The following is a 20,445-nucleotide window of genomic DNA, read 5'->3' on the forward strand; positions in this document are numbered from 1 at the left end:
AATCATGCCCGCTATAGCGGATCTACTTAAAGCGATCCTTGAACTGCGTGACCATGCCACGCAGTTCTTTGATGAGAGCTTTCGCCTAACGGTGGAGGGCGAGTCGCTGAGTGGTGCCGTAAAGGCAGCCCTTCAAAAGATCGATGTACTAACCAGACAACTTGACCTTGATGCACCTACTGTCATGATCTCTGGTGCAGCAGTGGACACAGCCGAACTGGCATCGGACACCTTCGATGACGAGCCATGGAGGCTCGTCTTTGGCAAGTCCCCACTTGCTCAGAAAATGCGCGCCAGGGACGATGAAAATACGCTGGTGTTCTTCACGACTGAGGGCTTCCTGGAATGGGGGGAGCGTATTGATCCGTTCCAATACCCCGGTAAAAATGAGCCCGATCTAGCTCGCCCAACGACGATTCGTGTCAACGGGCTGACCGCCGGATTTGGCGGGCCGTTGCTTTGGGTATTACCGCCGACGGGGCAGGCCTCGAGCGTCCCGACCAACAAACTCCCTGATCAGTCTGATGTGCATGGGTTGATTCACACCAATGCAGTTAAGCCTCTGCGGGTTTGCCCAAGCGCCTATGCGCTAACTTGGGGAGATCTCGGCAGCCCTGCGGCGAAACATCTGGTTCGCTTGAGTGCATGCGTCCTAGCTGCGTGCCTAGTTCAAGAGTTGAAGCACACTGACGATGGCTATGACGCCACCCTTCGGGGCACCAAAAGACTTTCATTGCCGCTCTACGACAGCAGACAAGAGGTAAGTGCAGAGGCTCATTGCCAACTGGCAGAAGCCGTCTGCTGGGTCTATGAGGAGCGTCCCGAGACCCGCCTCAGGCTTGTAATGGATCGATTGTCCATTGACATCGAGCATGGCCAAACGCTTTTGGCGGGAGCAGAGAAATACCTTGCGGTAGCACTGCAACAGGCCCGAGACAGCTACACCTTTGTGATTCTTGACCGTAAGGATGCCTATCACAAAGAGGTTCGCGAACTGATGAAGGACATGAAGTCCCAAGCTGATCTGTACGCATCCAAGGTCAGGGATCTGGTGAGTTCGCTTACCCGAGACATTCTCAGCGTTTTGGTTTTCATTGGGTTCTCCTTCATAGCCAAGTTCGATCAGAGAAACATTCACGCTCTGCTGGAAAGCACCGAGCTATCCGTGCTGGTTAAATTTCTGGCGGGCTACTTGTTGCTTTCTTGTGTTCTTCAATTCAGCTCACATCTCCGAGACGCAAGCCTTGCTTACGAAGAGAGCAGAACCTGGCTCGATGTGCTGCAGCATTACTCCTCTCGATCTGACAAACAGGATCGATTCCTCACACCGATAGATAAGCGCCGAGTAACGCTTTTCTTCGCGATGGGAATAATTGGCGTGATCTACGCTATCCTGATTCTGATTACTTGGAACTTACCCTTTACAGTCGAACTGCTACTTGCCCAGTAGCAAGCACTCACAACTCCGATAATGGTAGCGTGTTCGTTGGGCGGCGTCCGCCGTGCCCCCCCCGCAGGAATGAGCCGGACAAGCTCTTATGTGAGCATCGCCATTACCGACGATGTAGCTAAGACTCAAGATAGCGAAAGCAGGGATTTAAGGCCTCAAAGGTACAAAAAACAGTACACTGGCGGTACAGTGCCTAGCTTAGGTTGCTTTTGCAAAATTTCGCTCAAATCCAGTAACGTCGCTGCTTTCAGCTTATTTTACTTGCGCTGAGCTACTCACGGTTTTACTGGGCTCGCGGCGTTTCGAGGCAACTCATAATCCTTTGGTCCACAGCCAAAGCCTCAGAGCGGACTGACCTGCCCATACTCCGGGGCCGTTTCTCCGGTCGTCAGCCACAGTGCGTACTTTTTAAAGCGCGGGTGGTTGGCGACTTTGAGGAACGGGGCCAGCCCCATGTCAGTGATTGAGGCTTCGTACTTCTTCCAGCTGCTCAAGCTGATATCGACTTCCCGGCAAAAATCTTCCTGGGTCAGGTTTTCCTTGGCCCGTATCGCCTTCATTTTTGCCGGTAAATCCAATTTAACCCCCTTGACAGGTTCCAATATTGGAACCATCATTAGTTCCAATATTGGAACCTTTAAGTTCTGAGTTCTGGCAGGGTATCAAAAGCCGTTCACCCTAGACACGCTACGCGTGCGCATTCCCCTGCCCGCTCGTTCGAAACCACTCGCCACTAGCGACTGACAGCCGGGAGGCCTTATGGAAAATGCCTTTATCCCCATCGTACTGATGCGGCATAACCGCCCCTTGCGCGGGGTGCTGATCGACCGCCAGCCATGGGTCTGTGCCCGTGAGTTTGCGCGGTTGCTGGGCCATCGCCACCCGGAGCGCATCTGCCGGCTGATGGATGCCGATCAGGTGCGGACGGTGCACTTCCAGTTGGCCAGTGGGCAGTTGGAGGCGGTGGAGGTACTCAGTGAGTCAGGCATGTACAGGGCGTTATGGCGCTTCTCGCATCCGGAGAACCGTCATCTGCGTCGCTGGCTCAGCCATGTGGCCTTGCCGGCGCTGCGCGACAGTGCGGCGCGGGCCGATCACGAGCCATCCCGCTGTCTGATGGCCTGGGACAACCAGCAGGTCAATCTGCTGGAGTGGCAGGGTGAGCTGTGGATCGCCCTGGGCGAGTTGCCGCGCTTCCATCGACAAGCCCAACCAGCGCAACACAGACCCCAATCGTGGTTGGCGCGCTGGTGGCGTGGACGTTTTCCAATCGGAGCGGCGCGCTGAAAGCAGAGCAACTGGTGACAGAGCACCAGCTGATCACGGCCATCAGCATGTGAGGTATGAAGTAGCCCTCTCCCACCCGCAGCCATCTAACCGCCACACTTTTCCCTGAACCTTTGCCCTATCTGCCCGGTCGGCTTTAAGAACCGTCGCGCTCCGCGGCGCAAGCAAAGGATGCGCGATATGCCGAACCGCGCCAGCAGGATCGACGTTTCACAACTGCAACTCGAACAGCTCTGGCAGCGTTATCAGCGGGTGCGCGCTGCCACGGAACGGCTCTGCGAGCCGCTGGAGCGTGAGGATTACGTGATCCAGAGCATGCCGGACGTCAGCCCGCCGAAGTGGCATCTGGCACATGTCACCTGGTTCTTCGAGGCCTTTGTGCTGCAGCCCTTCCTGCGCGGCTATCGTCCGCTGGATGAGCGCTACGACCATCTGTTCAATTCCTACTACAAGACCCACGGCACGCCCTTCGAGCGGGCGCGGCGGGGTTTGTTGTCGCGGCCGACGGTAAGCGAGGTGTACGCCTATCGCAGCCATGTCGATCTGGCCATGGCGCAGCTGCTCAACCGGATGGGCAGCGACCTCGACGACGAGGTGCTGCAGCGGGTAGAGCTGGGGCTGGAGCATGAGCAGCAGCATCAGGAGCTGCTGCTGATGGATATCAAGCACATCCTGGCGCAGAACCCGTTGCGCCCGGTCTATCGCCGCGACCTCAAGCCGGGCGGCGCCGAGGCGAGCGAGTTGCGCTGGATCAATGTCCCCGCTGGGTTGCGCCATGTCGGCCATGCCGGCGACGACTTTGCCTTCGACTGCGAGCGGCCGCGACACCGCGTGTTCGTCGAGGCCTTCCAGCTCGCCAGCCGGCCGGTGAGCAATGGCGAGTACCTGGCGTTCATCCGCGATGGCGGTTATCGCAGCACCGCGCTGTGGCTGGCGGACGGTTGGGACCATATCCAGCGCGCCGGCTGGCAGGCGCCGCTGTACTGGCAACGCGACGGCGACGACTGGCTGGAGCTGACCCTGGGCGGCCCGCGCGAGCTGGATCTGGATGCGCCGGTCTGCCACCTGAGCTACTTCGAGGCCGAGGCCTTCGCCACCTGGGCGCAGGCGCGTTTGCCGCGCGAGGAGGAGTGGGAAGTGGCCGCGCAGGACGAGCCGCTGTGGGGCAACTTCGTCGAGAACGATCATCTGCAGCCGGTGGCGGCGGGCACGAGCGCCGGCCTGCAGCAGCTCTACGGCGATGTCTGGGAATGGACCGCCAGCGCCTACCGGCCCTACCCCGGCTTTCGCCCGCTGGGCGGCAGCCTGGGCGAGTACAACGGCAAGTTCATGTCCGGGCAGATGGTGCTGCGTGGCGGCAGCTGCGCCACGCCTGAAGACCACGTGCGCCCCACCTATCGCAACTTCTTCTACCCCACGATGCGCTGGCAGTTCTCCGGCCTGCGCCTGGCCAGGGAGCTTTGAGCATGGCATTGGCAATCCGTACCCACGAACAGTCGATCAGCCCGGAGCAGCAGGCGCTGCGCGAGGAAGCGCTACGCGGCTTCGCCGCCCGACCGAAGGCGATGTCGCCGAAGTTCTTCTACGATCACCGCGGCTCGCAGCTGTTCGAGCTGATCTGCCAGCAGCCGGAGTACTACCCGACGCGCACCGAGGAGACCATCCTGCGCCTGGCCGCGCAGGATATCGCCACGCTGGCCGGGCGCAACGCCAGCCTGGTAGAACTGGGCAGCGGCGCCAGCCGCAAGGTCCGCCTGCTGCTCGAGGCCCTGCGCCCGACGCGCTACCTGGGCATCGATATCTCCCGCGAATTCCTGCAGGTCTGCACCCGCCGCCTGGCCGCGGACTATCGCTGGCTCGAGGTGCACGCGCTGTGCGCCGATTTCAGCCAGCCGTTCAAGTTACCCGCCGAGGCGCTGGGGCAGCGCCCGTTGGCGTTCTTCCCCGGTTCCAGCATCGGCAATTTCGACCCGGATCAGGCCCGCGCCTTTCTGCGCAACCTGCACCAGGCCCTGCCGGCGGGTAGCGGTCTGCTGATCGGCGTGGATCTGGTCAAGGATCGAAAGGTACTGGAGCGCGCCTACAACGATGCGGCCGGGGTCACCGCGCTGTTCAACCTCAACCTGCTCGAACGCATCCGCAACGAGCTGGACAGCGATATCGATCCGCGCCGCTTCCAGCATCGGGCTTTCTACAACGAGGCCGAATCGCGCATCGAGATGCACCTGGTCAGCCGACAGGCGCAGCAGGTGCGCATCGAGGATCGCGTGTTCGACTTCGCTGCCGGCGAGACCCTGCACACGGAGAATTCCTACAAGTACACGCCCAGCGGATTCTGCGGCTTGGCAGATGAATGCGGCTTCGCCGCCGTCGCCATGTGGCGCGACCCGGCGCAGCTGTTCAGCGTGCATTTCTTGCGGAGGGAGTGAAGGACGGCAAAAAACCCACCGTAGCGTAGGGTGGGTTAGCGGCGCCGAATGCCGAGTATTCCAGACGCAGATGAAGGTGGTGCGCCGCGTAACCCACCAGACGATGGACGGCGTTGCGCCGATGGTGGGTTACGCCGCAGCCGACACTGCGAGTCGATCGGCAATGTCACAGGCGGCTAACCCACCCTACGAGAGCAGCGCTCGGCGCCGCTTGCCCAAACACATCAGCCAATAAGGCCTCAGCGTTTGGCGATGATGTACACCGCATGCACGATGCCGGGGATGTAGCCGAGCAGGGTGAGCAGGATGTTCAGCCAGAACGCGCCGCCAAGCCCCACCTGAAGGAACACGCCCAGTGGCGGCAGGAGGATGGCGACGAGGATGCGGATAAGGTCCATGGGAGTACTCCTTGTAGGTGGTACTGTCACAGACCCGGTACAGCGCCCTGCAGTTCAGGTTGCGTGCCTGATGCGCTCATTCTCGGCAAGGCCAGACACCACAGCCCGCTCCCTCCCGTACCCTGCCGGCCGATTCGGGCAGGCCGGCCGCTGCGAAATCAAAGCCGCACGTCGAGCTTGTCCAGCAGCAGTTCGCTCGGCAGGTCGGCGCTGACCAGCTGATTGCGCCCGCGCTGCTTGCCGCTGTACAGGCGGCGGTCGGCGGCGCGGTACAGCTCGGCAACGCTGCGACCGTCCTGGGGCCAGGTGGCCAGGCCGAAAGTGGCGGACAGCGTGATCGGCTCACCGTCGTACTCAAGCGGCTGCTCGGCGATCTGCTGGCGCAGCTTGTCCACCAGCGGATCGGCGCCGGCGCTGTCGGTATGGCGCAGCAGCAGGCCGAACTCCTCCCCGCCCAGGCGCCCGAGAAAATCGGTGACGCGCAGGCGCTGCTGCAGGATCTGACAGATATGCAGCAGCGCCAGGTCGCCAGCCTCGTGCCCCCACCGGTCATTGACCTGCTTGAAATGGTCGACGTCGAGCAGAACCAGCACCAGATGCCCATCGCTGCGCTCGGCCTCCCGGATGGCACGCTGCAGGGCGTGCTGGAAGCTGCCGCGGCTGGCCACGCCGGTCAGCGAGTCGGTCTGTACCAGGCGCTCCAGTTCCTCGTAGGCCTGCATGCGCAGGCCGTCGTAGATGTGCACGAAAACCAGGATCAGCACGCCACACAGGGCGGCGTTGCCCAGATCGATCAGGCCGAGGGTGTCCAGCTTCAGATGGTTGTCGGTGAAGTACAGCAGCAGGCCGGCGAACATGAACGGCGCGGTGAGCAGGAAGGCGCGGCGCTTGCCCAGCAGCAGGTAGGCCAGCAGCGGGATCATGTACAGCCAGACGAACGCTGCCGCCGAGGCGTCCGGCATGACGATGATGTAGAGAATGAAGCAGAAGGTCGGGATCAGGTACAGGTAGATCCACAGATACAGATGCCGCGCGCGCTCGATGCGCCAGGCGCCGAACAGCAGCAGCGCGGTGCACAGCACTTCGAGGATGGCGAAGGGGTAATTGCCGGCCAGGCTCTGCAGCACGGCGAAGCCGCCCAGGGTCAACCCGGTGGCGAGCAGGATGGTGCGCATCAGCGCGCGCTTGCCCGACTCGCGTAGCCCTTCGCAATGCCCCGCGCCCACGTCCCTGTGATCGTTATGCTTGCCATCCAGCATCTTCGCGCCCGCGTCATCCCAGAAAGATGCGCACCATTGCGCATCCCGCAACTATAGCCAGCATTGCATGACAGGCATGGCCGCTGCCAATCCTCTACCGCCCCCGCGCCGGCTACCGACGCGCCTTGCCGTCGGCTTCAAGCCCCTCCCATAATCGCCGACACCTGAATTCGGACCTTCGCCCATGGCCATTTCCCGTGACGACCTCGACCAGCACGGCCTGATTATCGGCGTGTCGCCCGAGCGCTTTCGCGCCGTGGCCATGCCGCTGCTGTTCGACCACCTCGACGCCCAGTGCGAGGGCACCATCGCGGTCAATCGCCAGGCACGCATCGTCTGGATCAACGACAAGTACGCGCAGAAGGTCGGCATCACCGACCCGCGCAGCGCGCTGGGCAAGGAGGTCGAAGAGGTGCTGCCGGCCAGCCGCCTGCGCGAGGTGGTGGAAAGCGGCCAGCCGAGCATGCTCGACCTGATGGCGTTCGGCGACGAGCACTTCGTGGTCACCCGCATCCCCCTGCGCGACGAGGACGGCACCCTGGTCGGCGCCCTCGGTTTCGTCCTGTTCGACCGCGCCCGCCATCTCAAGCCGCTGATGGCCAAGTACGCCAACCTGCAGACCCAACTGCTCGCCACCCAGCACGAGCTGGCCAAGGCGCGCCGTGCGCGCTACACCATCGCCGGCTTCATCGGCGCCAGCGCGGCGGCCAGCGAAGTCAAGCGCCAGGCGCGCCGCGCCGCGCAACTCGACGCCACGGTGCTGATCCGCGGCGAGACCGGCACCGGCAAGGAGCTGCTGGCGCAGGGCATCCACAACCTGTCGCCGCGGGCCAATGGCCCCTTCGTCGCGGTCAACGTCGCGGCGATCCCGGAAACCCTGGTCGAGGCCGAGCTGTTCGGCACCGCGCCGGGCGCCTTCACCGGCGCCGAGCGCAAGGCGCGCATCGGCAAGTTCGAGGTGGCCAACGGCGGCACGCTGTTTCTCGACGAGATCGGCGACCTGCCGCTGCCGCTGCAGGCCAAGCTGCTGCGCGTGCTGCAGGAGCAGGAGGTGGAGCCGCTCGGCTCCAACCAGGTCAAGCCGCTCAACGTGCGGGTGATCGCCGCCACCCATATCGACCTGGAAGCCAAGGTGGCGGCCGGGCAGTTTCGTGACGATCTGTACTACCGCCTCAACGTGCTGGCCCTGCGCGTACCGCCGCTACGCGAACGCGCCAGCGACATTCCTGCATTGATCGAGCATCTGCTCGATGACCTGGCCAACCGCTCCGGCCTGGCGCCGATGGAGCTGACGGACGATGCCCTGGCCCTGCTCTGCGCACAGCCGTGGAAGGGTAACGTGCGTGAGCTGCGCAACCTGCTGGAGCGGGCGCAACTGGCGGTCGATGGGCGGCTGGATGGTGAAGCGTTGCGCGCTCTGCTGATCGATCCCGTCGCGCCGAGTGCGCTGGCGCCCGTTGCGCCGGTGCTGACGGGCACGGCGCAGACCCTGGCCGAACAACTGGCGCAGGCCGAACGCCAGGCCCTGCAGGCCGCGCTGGCCGCTACCGACGGCAATCGCCAGCTGGCCGCCGAACGCCTGGGCATATCCCGCGCCGGCTTCTACGCCAAGCTGGCGCAGCATGGGCTGGGGCGAAAGGGCTGAGCTCTGGTTGCTGGTTGCTGGTTGCTGGTCGTGGGAGCGGCTTCAGCCGCGATTGTCACCGGACCGGAAATCGCTTCGCGGCTAAAGCCGCTCCTACAGAGACCGTTGCTGGCCGCAATCGCGTAGCCCGGATGAAATCCGGGGGCAGGCGTCGCAAAGCCCCGGATTGCATCCGGGCTACGGTATTGATTGCTGGTCGTGGGAACGGCTGGGCGGCACTCCGCTTCAGCCGCGATTGTCACCGGGCCGGAAATCGCTTCGCGGCTGAAGCCGCTCCTACAGAGACCGTTGCTGGCCGCAATCGCGTAGCCCGGATGAATTCCGGGAGCAGGCGTCGCAAAAGCCCCGGATTGCATCCGGGCTACGCTGCGGTGTTTTTTCAGGACGGAGCAATCCAGAAATTTGGACATGTGTCGCGCCAGCCGAGTCCATTAATTTGGACCAATCCAGAAATCCAGACACGGGTTCACGGCTCGGCTGGCCATCCAGACCTCGCGCGTAATCGCGAAACCTGCGCCAAACGGGCCTTGCAGGGCCTTCGCCGAAAGTCCTATGCCGGTCTGGCACGACTCTGGCTCTATATCCGGCAAAGCTGCGCTGCCTCCAGCGCGCTTTCGCAGACAACGGCCCTGAGCCGGCAGAACAACAACAAAAGGAACCACCCATGGGTACCCTCGGTATTCTGATTTCTCTCGCCTTGTTGATGTACCTCGCGTACCGCGGCATCAACGTCCTGATCCTCGCTCCGCTGCTGGCCCTGCTGGCGCTGCTGTTCGCCGGCGACGTCGGCCTGCTGCTGCCCACCTACACCCAGGTGTTCATGAAGGCCATGGGCGGCTACGTGATCCAGTTCTTCCCGCTGTTCCTGCTCGGCGCCCTGTTCGGCAAGCTGATGGACGACTCGGGATCGGCGCGCGCCATCGCCCACGGCATAGTCGCCAAGGTCGGCAGCGAGCGGGCCATCCTGGCCATCGTGCTGGCCTGCGGCATTCTCACCTACGGCGGCGTGTCGCTGTTCGTGGTGGCCTTCGCCGTGTATCCGATCGGCGCTGCGCTGTTTCGCGAAGCGGGCATTCCCAAGCGCCTGATCCCCGGTGCCATCGCCCTCGGTTCGTTCACCTTCACCATGACCGCCCTACCCGGCACCCCGGCGATCCAGAACGCCATTCCCAACCCCTTCTTCGGCACCGACGCCTTCGCCGCGCCGGGCCTGGGGGTAATCGCCGGCCTGATCATGTTCGGCCTCGGTACCTGGTGGCTCACCGCGCAGTCGCGCAAGCTGATGGCTGCCGGCGAAGGCTACGGCGAGCACCGCGATGATCCGGTCAGTGAAGAGCGCCGCGACATTCCCGGCTTCTGGCTGGCGCTGCTGCCGATCTTCGTGGTGATCGCGTTGAACTTCCTGATGGCCAAGCAAATCCTGCCGGCCGTGGACACCAGCTACCTGGCCAAGCCGGAATACGGCGGCCTGCAGGACGCCAAGTCGCTGATCGGCATCTGGTCGATCATCGTCGCCCTCAGCGCCGCCATCGTGCTGCTGATCGCCCTGCACTGGAAACGCTGGATGGACCTGAAGAAGAGCGTCAACGAGGGCGCCTTCGGCTCCATGCTGCCGATCCTCAATACCGCTGCCGAGGTGGGCTACGGCACGGTGATCGCCTCCCTGGCCGGCTTCGTGGTCATCCGCGACCTGGTGCTGGGCGTCTCCAGCAACCCGCTGATCTCCGAAGCGGTGGCGGTGAACATCCTCGCCGGTATCACAGGTTCGGCCTCCGGCGGCATGTCCATCGCGCTGAAGACCCTGGGTGAGCAGTACCTGACCATGGCCAACGCCGCCGGCATCAGCCCCGAGTTGCTGCACCGCGTCGCCGCCATGGCCTCGGGCTGCATGGACACCCTGCCGCACAACGGCGCGGTGATCTCGCTGCTGGCGATCTGCAAGCTCACCCACCGCGAGTCGTACAAGTTCATCTTCGTCAACACCGTGGCCTTCCCGCTGGTGGCGCTCGCTGTCGTCATCACCCTGGGCACCCTGTTTGGAAGCTTCTGACGAACATGGTGCCTTCGGGCGCCATGCTGTCCGTAAACCGTGTGGTTCAACCGCTTTCGAGTACCCGCAATGAGCAAGATCATGACCGCCGCCGAAGCCGTGGCGCGTATCCAGGACAACGCCAACCTGGCCACCGGCGGCTTCGTCGGCATCGGCTTCGCCGAGCAGATCGCCATCGCCCTGGAGCAGCGTTTCCTCGCTGAGCAGGCGCCCCGCGATTTGACCCTGGTGTATGCCGCCGGGCAAGGCGACGGCAAGGGTCGCGGCCTCAACCACCTGGCCCACGAGGGCCTGGTGCGGCGGGTGATCGGCGGTCACTGGGGGCTGGTGCCGGGGCTGCAGAAGCTGGCGGTGGACAACCGCATCGAGGCCTACAACCTGCCGCAGGGGGTGATCTCCCAGCTGTTTCGCGACATCGCCGCCGGCAAGCCGGGGCAGCTGTCGCGGGTCGGCCTGGGCACCTACGTCGACCCGCGCCATGGCGGCGGCAAGCTCAATGCGCGCACCACAACCGACCTGGTGCGGCTGATGCCCATCGACGGCGAGGATTACCTGTTCTACCCGACCTTTCCCATCGACGTGGCGGTGGTGCGCGCCACCAGCGGCGACCCCGACGGCAACCTCAGTTTCGAGCGCGAGGCGCTGACCATCGAGAGCCTGGCCATCGCCATGGCCGCGCGTAACTCCGGCGGGCTGGTGATCGCCCAGGTCGAACGCATCGTCGAGCGCGGCTCGCTGAATGCGCGCGAGGTGAAGATCCCCGGCATCCTCGTGGACTGCGTGGTGCAGGCCGAACCGGCCAACCACCAGCAGACCTTCGCCACCGCCTACAACCCGGCCTTCGCTGCCGAGACGCGGGTGCCGGTGGACAGCTTGGCGCCGATGCCGCTGGACGTGCGCAAGCTGATCGCCCGCCGCGCGGCCCTGGAGCTCAAGGGCGGTGCGGTGGTCAACCTCGGCATCGGCATGCCCGAGGGCGTCGCCGCCGTGGCCGCCGAGGAAGGCGTGATCGAGCGCCTGACCCTGACCGCCGAGCCCGGCGTGATCGGCGGCGTGCCGGCCTCGGGGCTGGACTTCGGCGCGGCGAGCAACCACAGCGCGCTGCTCGATCAGCCCTACCAATTCGACTTCTACGACGGCGGCGGCCTGGACATCGCCTTCCTCGGCCTGGCCCAGGCCGATGCGGCGGGCAACCTCAACGTGTCGAAATTCGGCTCGCGCCTGGCGGGCGCGGGCGGTTTCATCAATATCAGCCAGAACGCCAAGCAGGTGGTGTTCGTCGGCACCTTCAGCGCCGGTGCGCAGGACATCCGCATCGAAGGCGGCCAGCTGCGCATCGTCCAGGACGGCGAGCTGCGCAAGTTCGTCGCCGAGGTGGAGCACCGCACCTTCGCCGGCCGCCTGGCTGCCGAACGCGGCCAGCCGGTGCTCTACGTCACCGAGCGCTGCGTGCTGCGCCTGAGCAGCGAAGGGCTGGAACTGATCGAAGTGGCGCCGGGTGTGGATATCCAGCGCGACATCCTCGCGCGCATGGACTTCGCCCCCATCGTGCGCCAGCCGAAGCTGATGGACGCACGGCTGTTCCGCCCCGAGCCCATCGGCCTGGCGCAGTGCCTGGAAAACCTTTGAGCGTGAACTCGCGGGCCTGAACGGGCCCGTTTTTTTGGCCGGCACGCGACGCTTCGCTCGCGCCATGCGCGGGCAAACAACCTGAACCATCCCCCGCCCCCTCCGTCGTAACTGCAAGACGACGAGCCAGGGAGACGGAGCATGAAACCCCGATTCAAACCCTATCGTGGCCCCTCGGGCGGCTGGGGCTCGGCCTATTCGGTGGGCAACATCCTGCTGCGCGAGCGTGCCCCGCTGACCGGCGCCATGGCCTTGCTCAGGCAGAATCGGCCGATCAGCGGCTTTGCCTGCGTCAGTTGCGCCTGGGCCAAGCCGCACCCCTCCAAACCGCTGGCCTTCTGCGAGAACGGCGCCAAGGCCACGGCCTGGGAAACCACCAGCCTGCGCTGCACCCCGGAGTTCTTCGCCCAGCACCGCCTGAGCGAGCTGCGCAACTGGAGCGATTACGACCTGGAGCAGCAGGGCCGGTTGACCCACCCGATGCGCTGGGATGCCGGCAGCGACCGTTACCTGCCCGTCAGCTGGGACGAGGCCATCGCCGAGATCGGCGCCGAGCTCAAGGCACTCGACGACCCCGATCAGGCGGTGTTCTACGCCTCCGGCCGGGCCTCGCTGGAGGCCTCCTACCTGTGGCAGCTGCTGGCCCGTCGCTTCGGCACCAACAACCTGCCGGACAGCTCCAACATGTGCCACGAGAGCACCTCGGTGGCGCTGCCGGAGAGCATCGGCGTACCGGTCGGCACCGTCACCCTCAACGACTTCGCCAAGACCGACGGCATCCTCATCTTCGGCCACAACACCAGCAGCAACAGCCCGCGCCTGCTGCACGACCTGGAGGCCGCGCGCGGCCGCGACGCGCCCATCCTCACCTTCAACCCGCTGCGCGAGCGCGGCCTGGAGCGCTTCACCGACCCGCAGTCGCCGACGCAGATGCTCAGCGGCCACTCCATCGTCGTCAGCACCCACTATCACCAGGTCGCCATCGGCGGCGACGTGGCGGCCATCGCCGGCATCTGCAAGGCCCTGCTGGCGCTGGACGACGAGGCGCTCGCCAGCGGCCAGCCCAGCGTGCTGGACCGCGTCTTCATCGAGCAGCACACCCAGGGCTTCGAGGCCTTCGAGCAAGCCGTCCGCGCTTATGCCTGGGCGGACCTGGAGCGCCGCAGCGGTCTGACCCGCGGCGCCATGGAGGGCGCGGCCAAGGTCTATGCCGGCTGCCAGCGGGTCATCGCCATCTACGGCATGGGCCTGACCCAGCATCGCCACGGCGTGACCAACATCCAGATGCTGGTCAACCTGCTGCTGATGCGCGGCAACCTGGGCAAGGAAGGCGCCGGCATCTGCCCGGTGCGCGGCCACTCCAACGTGCAGGGCCAGCGCACCGTGGGCATCACCGAGAAGGTGGCGCAGGTGCCGGTGGAGCGGCTGCGCGAGCAGTTCGCCTTCGAGGTGCCGGCAGAGGATGGCGTCAGCACCGTCGATGCCTGCGAGGGCATCATCGCCGGGCGCATCCGCGCCTTCCTCTCGCTGGGGGGCAACTTCGTCCGCGCCGCACCGGACAGCCATCGCCTGGAACCGGCCTGGAGCAAGCTGCGCCTGACCGTGCAGATCGTCACCAAGCTCAACCGCAGTGCCCTGGTGCATGGCGAGAAGGCCTACATCCTGCCCTGTCTCGGCCGCACCGAAATGGACAGGCAGGCCAGCGGCCTGCAGTACCACACCACCGAAGACAGCACCGCCTGCATCCGTGCCTGGCAGGGGGTGGTCAAGCCGGCCGGCGAACTGCTGCGTTCGGAGCCGGCGATCATCGCCGCGCTGGCCAAGGCCACCCTGCCCGACAACCCGCTGATGAACTGGGACGCCTGGGTGGCCGACTACGGGCTGATCCGCGAGGCCATCGCCGGCAGCTATCCGGAGATCTTCCACGACTTCAATACGCGCATGCTCGAGCCCGGCGGCTTTCACCGGCCGCTGGGGGCCAGCCAGCGGCAGTGGGCCACCGACAGCGGCCGGGCCAATTTCGTAGTGCCCAAAACCCTGGCGATGAACGACGACGTCGAGCCGGACCCGGAGCGCCGCGACGTGCTGAACCTGATGACGATCCGCAGCAACGACCAGTTCAACACCACGGTGTATGGCTACAACGACCGCTTCCGTGGCGTTCGCGGTACCCGCTCGGTGATTCTCATGCACCGCAACGACATGACCCGGCTGGGGCTGAACGAGGGTGATCAGGTGCAGGCCAGCACCGCCGTGGACGATGGCGTGCCGCGCTCGGTCGGGCCGCTGCGCGTCACCCCGCACGACATACCCGAAGGCTGCTGCGCCGCCTACTACCCCGAGTGCAATGCGCTGCTGCCGCTCTGGCACCACGAGGAGAAGGCCAAGGTGCCGGCGGCCAAGTCGATCCCGGTGACCCTGCGCCGCCTGATCGCCATGGCCCAGACGCGCTAGCTAGCGCATGTCGACCTTATGCCGCGCGGCATACAGGCAGATCATCTCCATCGCCAGGGTGGCGCCGGCCAGCGCGGTGACTTCGGCATGGTCGTAGGGTGGTGCCACCTCCACCACGTCCATGCCCACCAGGTTGATGCCGCGCAGGCCGCGCAGGATCTCCAGCGCCTGGTGGCTGGATAGCCCGCCGCATACGGGCGTGCCGGTACCGGGGGCGAAGGCCGGGTCGAGGCAGTCGATATCGAAGGTCAGGTACACCGGGTGGTCGCCCACCCGTGCGCGGATGCGCTCGGCAATCTGCTCCGGCGTGCTGCGTTGCACCTCGCGGGCATCGAGTACCTGAAAGCCCATCACGTCATCGTTGGTGGTGCGCAAACCGACCTGCACCGAGCGCGCCGGGTCCACCAGGCCCTCGCGCGCGGCGTGGTAGAACATGGTGCCGTGGTCGATGCGCTGGACCTCCTCGTCCGGCCAGGTGTCGCTGTGCGCGTCGAAGTGGATCAGCGCCAGCCTGCCGTGCTTGCTGGCATGGGCCTTGAGCAGCGGGTAGCTGATGAAGTGGTCGCCGCCGAGGGTCAGCATGGCGGCGCCGGCCTCGAGGATCCGCGTGGCATGCGCCTCGATCGCCGCCGGGGTGTGCTGCGGCGTGCCGTGGTCGAAATGGCAGTCGCCGTAGTCGATGCAGGCGAGCACATCGAAGGGGTCGAACTCCCAGGGGTAATGCCGCGCCCAGGCCGACTGGATCGAGGCGGCGCGGATCGCCCGCGGCCCGAAGCGGCTGCCGGGGCGATTGGTGGTGGCGGTGTCGAAGGGCACGCCGCTGATGACCAGGTCCACGCCATTGAGGTCGCGGGTGTAGCGCCTGCGCATGAAGCTGGTGATGCCGGCATAGGTCGGTTCGGCCGCGGTGCCGTAAAGGCTGGCGCGGGTAATGGCCTGGTCGTTGTCGAAGGCTTGGTCCATGGGTCGGCTACTCGTTTCGGTGATGTTCGCGAGCAGAGCTCGCTCCTACGGGCTCAGTACTGGCTGCGGAAGGTGGTCCACAGGCGGGTGCGCTGGCGCTGCTCGCGCGGACCCTGCACCTGCTCGGGGAACAGGCGCTCGCGCACCGCGGCCGGCGGGTAGATATCCGGGTCGCCGCGCACCGCCTCGTCCAGCAGCGGCGTGGCGGCGGCATTGGCGTTGGCGAAGAACAGCGCGTTGCTCAGCTCGGCGATGGCCTCGGGCTGCAGCATGAAGTCGATGAAGGCCCGCGCCGCCTCGGGGTTCGGCGCATCGGCGGGAATCGCCATGGTGTCGAACCAGATGAGCGTGCCCTCGCGCGGGATGCGGTAGACCACCTCGAACGGCTGCCCGGCCTCGACGGCGCGCGCGGCGGCCATGCCGGCGTCGCCGGTGTAGGTCAGCGCCAGGCACAGGCTGCCGTTGGCCAGATCGTCGATATGCCGGGCGCTGCCGACGTAGCGCAGGTTCGCCTGCAGGCCGGCGAGCAGCGCCCGAGCAGCCTCGAGATCCTCGGCCGCATTGCTGTAGGGCGCCTTGCCCAGGTAGTTGAGGGCGATGGCGATCACCTCCTGCGGCGAGTCGAGTACGGCGATGCCGCAATCCTTGAGCTTGCTGGCGTATTCGGGCCGGAACAGCAGATCGAGGCTGTCTAGCGCTACGCCGGGCAGACGCTGCTCCAGCGCCTGGCGGTTGAGGCCCAGCCCCACGGTGCCCCAGGTATAGGGCACGCCGAAGCGATTGCCGGGGTCGACGCTGGCCAGCTTGGCCAGCAGCTCGGCGTCCAGATTGCCGGCATGCTTCAGCTCGCCGACCGGCTGCAGCGCCCCGGCCTGGATGGCACGGGCCAGACCGCTGGAGGCGGGAAAGACCAGGTCGTAGCCGCTGCCGCCGGTCAGCAGCTTGCTTTCCAGCACCTCGGTGCTGTCGAAGGTGTCGTACTTGACCCGAATGCCGGTCTCGGCCTGAAAACGCGCCAGCGCCTGCGGCGCCACGTAGTCGGCCCAGTTGTACAGGTTGAGCTGTTTCGGCTCGGCCATCAGCGGCGTGGCGATGACCAGAAGCAGCAGGCTTGCAGCGAGACGCATGGTTCGATCCTCGGGCAGATGCGGTTGGCCGCGCCTCTCTGCGGAGGCTGGGCATGGCGGCATGCTGCGCCCGCCGTTGCTTCTGATAAATACGAAGTGATCTACTCCAACATCGATCCTCATCAATGTATGGAGCCGCCATGCTCAGCCAACTGCGCGACCTCGATCTGCAACTGCTGCGGCTGTTCGTCACCGTGGTGGAAAGCGGTGGCTTCAGCGCCGCGCAGGGCGAGCTGGGCATCGGCCAGTCGACCATCAGCACGCAGATGGCCAAGCTGGAAACGCGCCTGGGTTTTCGCCTGTGCGAACGCGGCAAGGCCGGCTTTCGCCTGACGGCCAAGGGCGAGCAGGTGCTGGCCGCCACGCGCAAGCTGTTCACCGCCATCGAGACCTTCAAGGGCGAGGCCCAGGGCATGGCCGACAAGCTGCTCGGCGAGCTGCGCATCGGTCTGTCCGAAGCGCTGCCCGATCAGGTACTGGAGCGCCTCGGCGTGGCCATCGGGCGTTTCCGCCGGCGCAACCAGGCGGTGCAGATCGAGCTGCTCAGCGCCATGCCCGCCGAGCTGGAACGGCGTCTGCTGCAGGACCAGCTGCAACTGGCCATCGGCTACTTCTCCGGCAGCCAGACGGCGCTGGACTATCACCCGCTGTTCGACGAGCGCCAGCGCCTGTATTGCGGCCACCAGCACCCGCTGTTCGCACGTGAGGCGCTGAGCGTCGATGACCTTCAGGGCTGCGACCGCGTCGTGCACCCCTACCGCTTCATCAGCGCCGACGAGCCCTGGCAGGGCGGCACCAGCAGCGCGCGCTGCGAGCAGGTCGAGGGCAGCCTGGCGCTGATCCTCTCCGGCGCTCACCTGGGCTATCTGCCCGAGCACATCGCCCAGCCCTGGGTGGCCCGCGGCAGCTTGCGCGCCCTGCCCGGCGACTGGGACTTCACCGTGCAGTTTCGCCTGGCCAGCCACCGCGGCCATGCGCCCAGCGAGGCGCAGAAAGCCTTCGCCGAAGATCTGCTGCGGGCGTTCGGCGCATGATGATGCAGGCGCCCCGCACCGGCTGAAACATCCGGGGTCTATAGTGGTTCATTCCTCACCACAGCCTCCGGAGTACACATGAGCAAGACCTACAATGTCGCCGTGCTGGTCGGCAGCCTGCGCAAGGCCTCCATCAACCGCAAGCTGGCCCTGGCGCTGGCCGACCTGGCGCCGGCCTCGCTGAATCTGGAGATCCTCGAGATCGGCGACCTGCCGCTGTACAACGAAGACGCCGACGGCGATTCCGCTCCGGCCTCGTACGCCCCCTTTCGCAGCAAGCTCAAGGCAGCCGATGCGGTGCTGTTCATCACGCCCGAATACAACCGCTCGATCCCCGGGGCGATGAAGAACGCCATCGACGTCGGCTCGCGCCCCTACGGCCAGAGCGGCTTCAGCGGCAAGCCCGGCGCCGTGCTCAGCGCCTCGCCAGGCGCCATCGGCGGCTTCGGTGCCAACCACCACCTACGCCAGTGCCTGGTGTTCCTCGACGTGCATGTGCTGCAGCAGCCCGAGGCCTATCTCGGCGGCGCCGGCAGCTTCTTCGACGAGAACGGCGTGCTCAGCGATGGCATCAAGCCGTTCCTGCAGAAATTCATCGACGCCTACGCCGCCTGGGTGGCCCAGCACGCCTGATGCGCTGCGCCGCCCGCCGGGCGGCGCCTCGTTCTGCCGATATGCCCTGATCCACGGCCTGAATGACACTGGTCACTAGACCGACCGGTCTACATACTCCCAGGCATGACCAAGACCACTCGCGACAAACTGATCGACGCCATGATCGATGCCCTGCAGCGCAAAGGCCTGCATGGGGTCGGCCTGAGCGAACTGCTGGCGGGAGCCGGTGCGCCCAAGGGCAGCCTGTACCACCACTTTCCCGGCGGCAAGACCGAGCTGGCAGTGGCCGCCATCGAACGCATCGGCCAGCGCGCCGAGCAGGCCTTCGCCACGCTGTTCGAGCGCCAGTCCGAGCCGCTCGAAGCGCTGGCCACCTGGCTGCACGGCGCACTCGGCCAGCTGCAGGAAAGCGCCTTCGAACGCGGCTGCCCGCTGGCCACCGTCGCCCTGGAAAGCGGCCCGGAGGATCACGAAATCCGCGCGGCCCTGGCCAACGCCTTCGTCGCCATCCGCCAGGCGCTGCAGCAGCAGTTGCAACGCCATGCCTACCCGCAGCCGCAGGGCCTGGCTGCCCTGTTCGTCGCCCTCTACGAAGGAGGCCTGCTGCAGGCGCGCGTCGCCGGCAGCAGCGAGCCGCTGAAACAGGCCGCCGCCACCCTGCTCCACCTGACCCGCCAGCACCGCACGGAGTCCATGCCATGAATGCGCCCATCCGCAGCGAAACCCAGCCCCTGCTCGCCCTCGACGATTATCCCCTGGCTGCCACGCGCTACTTCGCCGAGCGACCCCGCGCGCAGTTGCTGATCGCCGGCGCCACCGGGGTGCCACAGGGGTTCTATCGGCGCTTCGCCGAGCATGCGGCCAGTCGCGGTTTCAACACCCTGACCCTGGACTACCGCGGCGTCGGCCAATCCAGACCGGCCAGCCTGCGCGGTTTCGAGATGGACTACCTGGACTGGGCTCACCTCGACCTGGCCGCCGCGGTGGATCAGCATCGGCATGCCGAACGCCCGCTGTTCATGGTCGGCCACTCCTTCGGCGGCCATGCCTTCGGCCTGCTGCCCAATCATGATCAGGTCGCCGGCTTCTACACCTTCGGCACCGGCGCCGGCTGGCATGGCTGGATGCCCAGGGCCGAGCAGGTTCGCGTGCTGGCCATGTGGCGCGTGATCGGCCCGCTGATGACACGCTACAAGGGCTACCTGGCCTGGAGCAGGCTGGGCATGGGCGAGGACCTGCCCATGGGCGTGTACCGCCAGTGGAAGCGCTGGTGCCGCTACCCGCGCTACTTCTTCGACGACCCGCAGATGCCCGGCCTGGCCGAGCGCTTCGCCCAGGTGAGCACCCCCATGGTGGCGCTCAACGCCCTGGACGACCTGTGGGCGCCGCCCGCCTCGCGCGATGCCTTCATGGCCGCCTATGTGAATGCGCCCTACCAGGCGCGCACGCTCGACTCGCAGGCCGAAGGCCTGGGCAATATCGGCCATATGGGCTACTTCCGCCCCGCCGCCCGGCGTCTGTGGGACGAGACCCTGGACTGGTTCGAGCAACTGCAGGCCGGCCGCCAGGCGGCCTGACCGCGTAGGGTGCGCGCGGCGCACCCGGACCTAGAGTCGCCAACCACGTAGGGTGCGCTGTGCGCACCGACCATGGCGGCGGAGCATTGGTGCGCGTGGCGCACCCTACGGACCTAGTCGCCATCGCGTAGGGTGCGCTGTGCGCACCGGCCGTGGCGGTGGAGCATTGGTGCGCGTGGTGTTCAGCCGGGGGACATGGTAAACACCTGTCGGGAGACATGGGTAACAGGTTGATGATCATGTTGCCCGCTGCCTCAAGTCTATCTGGCGTAGCGTTTTTCGAATGAAGACCACATCGTAGACGCCATCTTCGGCGGTTGGGCGGATAGCGACATTCTCTCCATACAAACCGCCACTGACGAAGACGTTGAGCCCTTTGAAAGACACCTGTCCGGTCCGACGGACTCTCATCACGTGGTCTTCCGGTTCGTATTCGATTGTTGGCAATTGCTCCGGGTAGCTGCGGGGGCTGGGTCGATAGCGCTCTATGGGCGGTCGTTGGTCCAGGGCTTCGTGCGGGCGGTAGTG

The 20,445-nt window shown here is 65.6% G+C and carries 17 protein-coding genes and 1 pseudogene; 12 read left to right on the forward strand and 6 right to left on the reverse strand.

The genetic code is table 11. From position 1 onward, the window contains the following. Nucleotides 1-4 precede the first annotated feature (4 nt). On the forward strand, nucleotides 5-1,450 hold the full coding sequence (locus tag BLS61_RS22140; RefSeq protein ID WP_090434812.1) for a hypothetical protein: 1,446 nt from the start codon (nucleotides 5-7) through the stop codon (nucleotides 1,448-1,450). Between the two features lie 341 nt (nucleotides 1,451-1,791). Here the strand turns inward: BLS61_RS22140 and BLS61_RS22145 are convergent, their stop codons facing one another. Next, the gene (locus tag BLS61_RS22145; protein WP_337957912.1) at nucleotides 1,792-2,052 is read right to left on the reverse strand and encodes a helix-turn-helix domain-containing protein; all 261 of its coding nucleotides are present in this window, start codon (nucleotides 2,050-2,052) and stop codon (nucleotides 1,792-1,794) included. 157 nt (nucleotides 2,053-2,209) lie between these two features. Between BLS61_RS22145 and BLS61_RS22150 the strand changes: the two genes are divergently transcribed. The 3 genes from BLS61_RS22150 to egtD all read left to right on the forward strand — a co-directional run bounded on the left by BLS61_RS22150 (nucleotide 2,210) and on the right by egtD (nucleotide 5,166). Continuing rightward, on the forward strand, nucleotides 2,210-2,737 hold the full coding sequence (locus BLS61_RS22150) for a BRO-N domain-containing protein (RefSeq protein ID WP_090434815.1): 528 nt from the start codon (nucleotides 2,210-2,212) through the stop codon (nucleotides 2,735-2,737). 180 nt (nucleotides 2,738-2,917) lie between these two features. Continuing rightward, nucleotides 2,918-4,201, forward strand: coding sequence for an ergothioneine biosynthesis protein EgtB (egtB, locus tag BLS61_RS22155; RefSeq protein ID WP_090434818.1), 1,284 nt, complete (start codon nucleotides 2,918-2,920; stop codon nucleotides 4,199-4,201). 2 nt (nucleotides 4,202-4,203) lie between these two features. Then, nucleotides 4,204-5,166: an L-histidine N(alpha)-methyltransferase gene (gene egtD, locus BLS61_RS22160; RefSeq protein ID WP_090434820.1), complete on the forward strand. Its 963-nt coding sequence runs from the start codon at nucleotides 4,204-4,206 to the stop codon at nucleotides 5,164-5,166. Between the two features lie 239 nt (nucleotides 5,167-5,405). Here the strand turns inward: egtD and BLS61_RS22165 are convergent, their stop codons facing one another. Further along, the gene (locus BLS61_RS22165) at nucleotides 5,406-5,564 is read right to left on the reverse strand and encodes a YqaE/Pmp3 family membrane protein (RefSeq protein WP_090434824.1); all 159 of its coding nucleotides are present in this window, start codon (nucleotides 5,562-5,564) and stop codon (nucleotides 5,406-5,408) included. A 158-nt stretch (nucleotides 5,565-5,722) separates the two neighbouring features. Further along, a complete protein-coding gene (locus tag BLS61_RS22170; protein ID WP_090434827.1) occupies nucleotides 5,723-6,823 on the reverse strand; it encodes a GGDEF domain-containing protein in 1,101 nt (366 codons plus the stop codon). Between the two features lie 184 nt (nucleotides 6,824-7,007). On the opposite strand from BLS61_RS22170, the gene BLS61_RS22175 reads away from it, so the two are divergent. From BLS61_RS22175 to BLS61_RS22190, 4 genes are all read left to right on the forward strand, one after another. Continuing rightward, complete coding sequence (locus BLS61_RS22175; protein WP_090434830.1) at nucleotides 7,008-8,468, forward strand: sigma-54 interaction domain-containing protein; 1,461 nt, start codon at nucleotides 7,008-7,010, stop codon at nucleotides 8,466-8,468. Between the two features lie 664 nt (nucleotides 8,469-9,132). Then, complete coding sequence (locus tag BLS61_RS22180) at nucleotides 9,133-10,518, forward strand: GntP family permease (RefSeq protein WP_090434832.1); 1,386 nt, start codon at nucleotides 9,133-9,135, stop codon at nucleotides 10,516-10,518. Between the two features lie 69 nt (nucleotides 10,519-10,587). After that, nucleotides 10,588-12,147, forward strand: a complete 1,560-nt coding sequence (locus tag BLS61_RS22185) for an acyl CoA:acetate/3-ketoacid CoA transferase (RefSeq protein ID WP_090434835.1) — start codon at nucleotides 10,588-10,590, stop codon at nucleotides 12,145-12,147. A gap of 141 nt (nucleotides 12,148-12,288) precedes the next feature. Further along, entirely contained in the window at nucleotides 12,289-14,601 is a 2,313-nt protein-coding gene (locus tag BLS61_RS22190; protein WP_090434840.1) for an FdhF/YdeP family oxidoreductase, read from the forward strand. On the opposite strand, the gene speB is transcribed toward BLS61_RS22190, so the two are convergent. Together speB and BLS61_RS22200 are read right to left on the reverse strand one after the other, a co-directional pair. Continuing rightward, nucleotides 14,602-15,564, reverse strand: a complete 963-nt coding sequence (gene speB, locus BLS61_RS22195) for an agmatinase (protein WP_090434843.1) — start codon at nucleotides 15,562-15,564, stop codon at nucleotides 14,602-14,604. A gap of 53 nt (nucleotides 15,565-15,617) precedes the next feature. Then, entirely contained in the window at nucleotides 15,618-16,691 is a 1,074-nt protein-coding gene (locus BLS61_RS22200) for a polyamine ABC transporter substrate-binding protein (RefSeq protein WP_090434847.1), read from the reverse strand. A 140-nt stretch (nucleotides 16,692-16,831) separates the two neighbouring features. Here BLS61_RS22200 and BLS61_RS22205 point away from each other — a divergent pair, with 140 nt between their 5' ends. The 4 genes from BLS61_RS22205 (at nucleotide 16,832) to BLS61_RS22220 (ending at nucleotide 19,917) form a co-directional block, all read left to right on the forward strand. After that, the gene (locus BLS61_RS22205) at nucleotides 16,832-17,725 is read left to right on the forward strand and encodes a LysR family transcriptional regulator (protein ID WP_090434850.1); all 894 of its coding nucleotides are present in this window, start codon (nucleotides 16,832-16,834) and stop codon (nucleotides 17,723-17,725) included. 78 nt (nucleotides 17,726-17,803) lie between these two features. Further along, nucleotides 17,804-18,358, forward strand: a complete 555-nt coding sequence (locus tag BLS61_RS22210; protein WP_090434853.1) for an NADPH-dependent FMN reductase — start codon at nucleotides 17,804-17,806, stop codon at nucleotides 18,356-18,358. A gap of 105 nt (nucleotides 18,359-18,463) precedes the next feature. Next, the gene (locus BLS61_RS22215; RefSeq protein ID WP_090434856.1) at nucleotides 18,464-19,042 is read left to right on the forward strand and encodes a TetR/AcrR family transcriptional regulator; all 579 of its coding nucleotides are present in this window, start codon (nucleotides 18,464-18,466) and stop codon (nucleotides 19,040-19,042) included. Beyond that, the gene (locus tag BLS61_RS22220; RefSeq protein WP_090434859.1) at nucleotides 19,039-19,917 is read left to right on the forward strand and encodes an alpha/beta hydrolase family protein; all 879 of its coding nucleotides are present in this window, start codon (nucleotides 19,039-19,041) and stop codon (nucleotides 19,915-19,917) included. The genes BLS61_RS22215 and BLS61_RS22220 overlap by 4 nt, the downstream gene beginning before the upstream one ends. Nucleotides 19,918-20,154: 237 nt before the next feature. Here the strand turns inward: BLS61_RS22220 and BLS61_RS23775 are convergent. Continuing rightward, nucleotides 20,155-20,445, reverse strand: a pseudogene (locus tag BLS61_RS23775) (IS481 family transposase); the annotation flags it as partial.

This window comes from Ectopseudomonas guguanensis (genome assembly GCF_900104265.1).
Taxonomy (GTDB): Bacteria; Pseudomonadota; Gammaproteobacteria; order Pseudomonadales; family Pseudomonadaceae; genus Aquipseudomonas; species Aquipseudomonas guguanensis.

Coding starts and splice junctions, on each gene's coding strand:
- BLS61_RS22140 (WP_090434812.1), top strand. CDS start 5: ATGCCCGCTATAGCGGATCTACTTAAAGCGATCCTTGAACTGCGTGAC.
- BLS61_RS22150 (WP_090434815.1), top strand. CDS start 2,210: ATGGAAAATGCCTTTATCCCCATCGTACTGATGCGGCATAACCGCCCC.
- egtB (WP_090434818.1), top strand. CDS start 2,918: ATGCCGAACCGCGCCAGCAGGATCGACGTTTCACAACTGCAACTCGAA.
- egtD (WP_090434820.1), top strand. CDS start 4,204: ATGGCATTGGCAATCCGTACCCACGAACAGTCGATCAGCCCGGAGCAG.
- BLS61_RS22165 (WP_090434824.1), bottom strand. CDS start 5,564: ATGGACCTTATCCGCATCCTCGTCGCCATCCTCCTGCCGCCACTGGGC.
- BLS61_RS22170 (WP_090434827.1), bottom strand. CDS start 6,823: ATGCTGGATGGCAAGCATAACGATCACAGGGACGTGGGCGCGGGGCAT.
- BLS61_RS22175 (WP_090434830.1), top strand. CDS start 7,008: ATGGCCATTTCCCGTGACGACCTCGACCAGCACGGCCTGATTATCGGC.
- BLS61_RS22180 (WP_090434832.1), top strand. CDS start 9,133: ATGGGTACCCTCGGTATTCTGATTTCTCTCGCCTTGTTGATGTACCTC.
- BLS61_RS22185 (WP_090434835.1), top strand. CDS start 10,588: ATGAGCAAGATCATGACCGCCGCCGAAGCCGTGGCGCGTATCCAGGAC.
- BLS61_RS22190 (WP_090434840.1), top strand. CDS start 12,289: ATGAAACCCCGATTCAAACCCTATCGTGGCCCCTCGGGCGGCTGGGGC.
- speB (WP_090434843.1), bottom strand. CDS start 15,564: ATGGACCAAGCCTTCGACAACGACCAGGCCATTACCCGCGCCAGCCTT.
- BLS61_RS22200 (WP_090434847.1), bottom strand. CDS start 16,691: ATGCGTCTCGCTGCAAGCCTGCTGCTTCTGGTCATCGCCACGCCGCTG.
- BLS61_RS22205 (WP_090434850.1), top strand. CDS start 16,832: ATGCTCAGCCAACTGCGCGACCTCGATCTGCAACTGCTGCGGCTGTTC.
- BLS61_RS22210 (WP_090434853.1), top strand. CDS start 17,804: ATGAGCAAGACCTACAATGTCGCCGTGCTGGTCGGCAGCCTGCGCAAG.
- BLS61_RS22215 (WP_090434856.1), top strand. CDS start 18,464: ATGACCAAGACCACTCGCGACAAACTGATCGACGCCATGATCGATGCC.
- BLS61_RS22220 (WP_090434859.1), top strand. CDS start 19,039: ATGAATGCGCCCATCCGCAGCGAAACCCAGCCCCTGCTCGCCCTCGAC.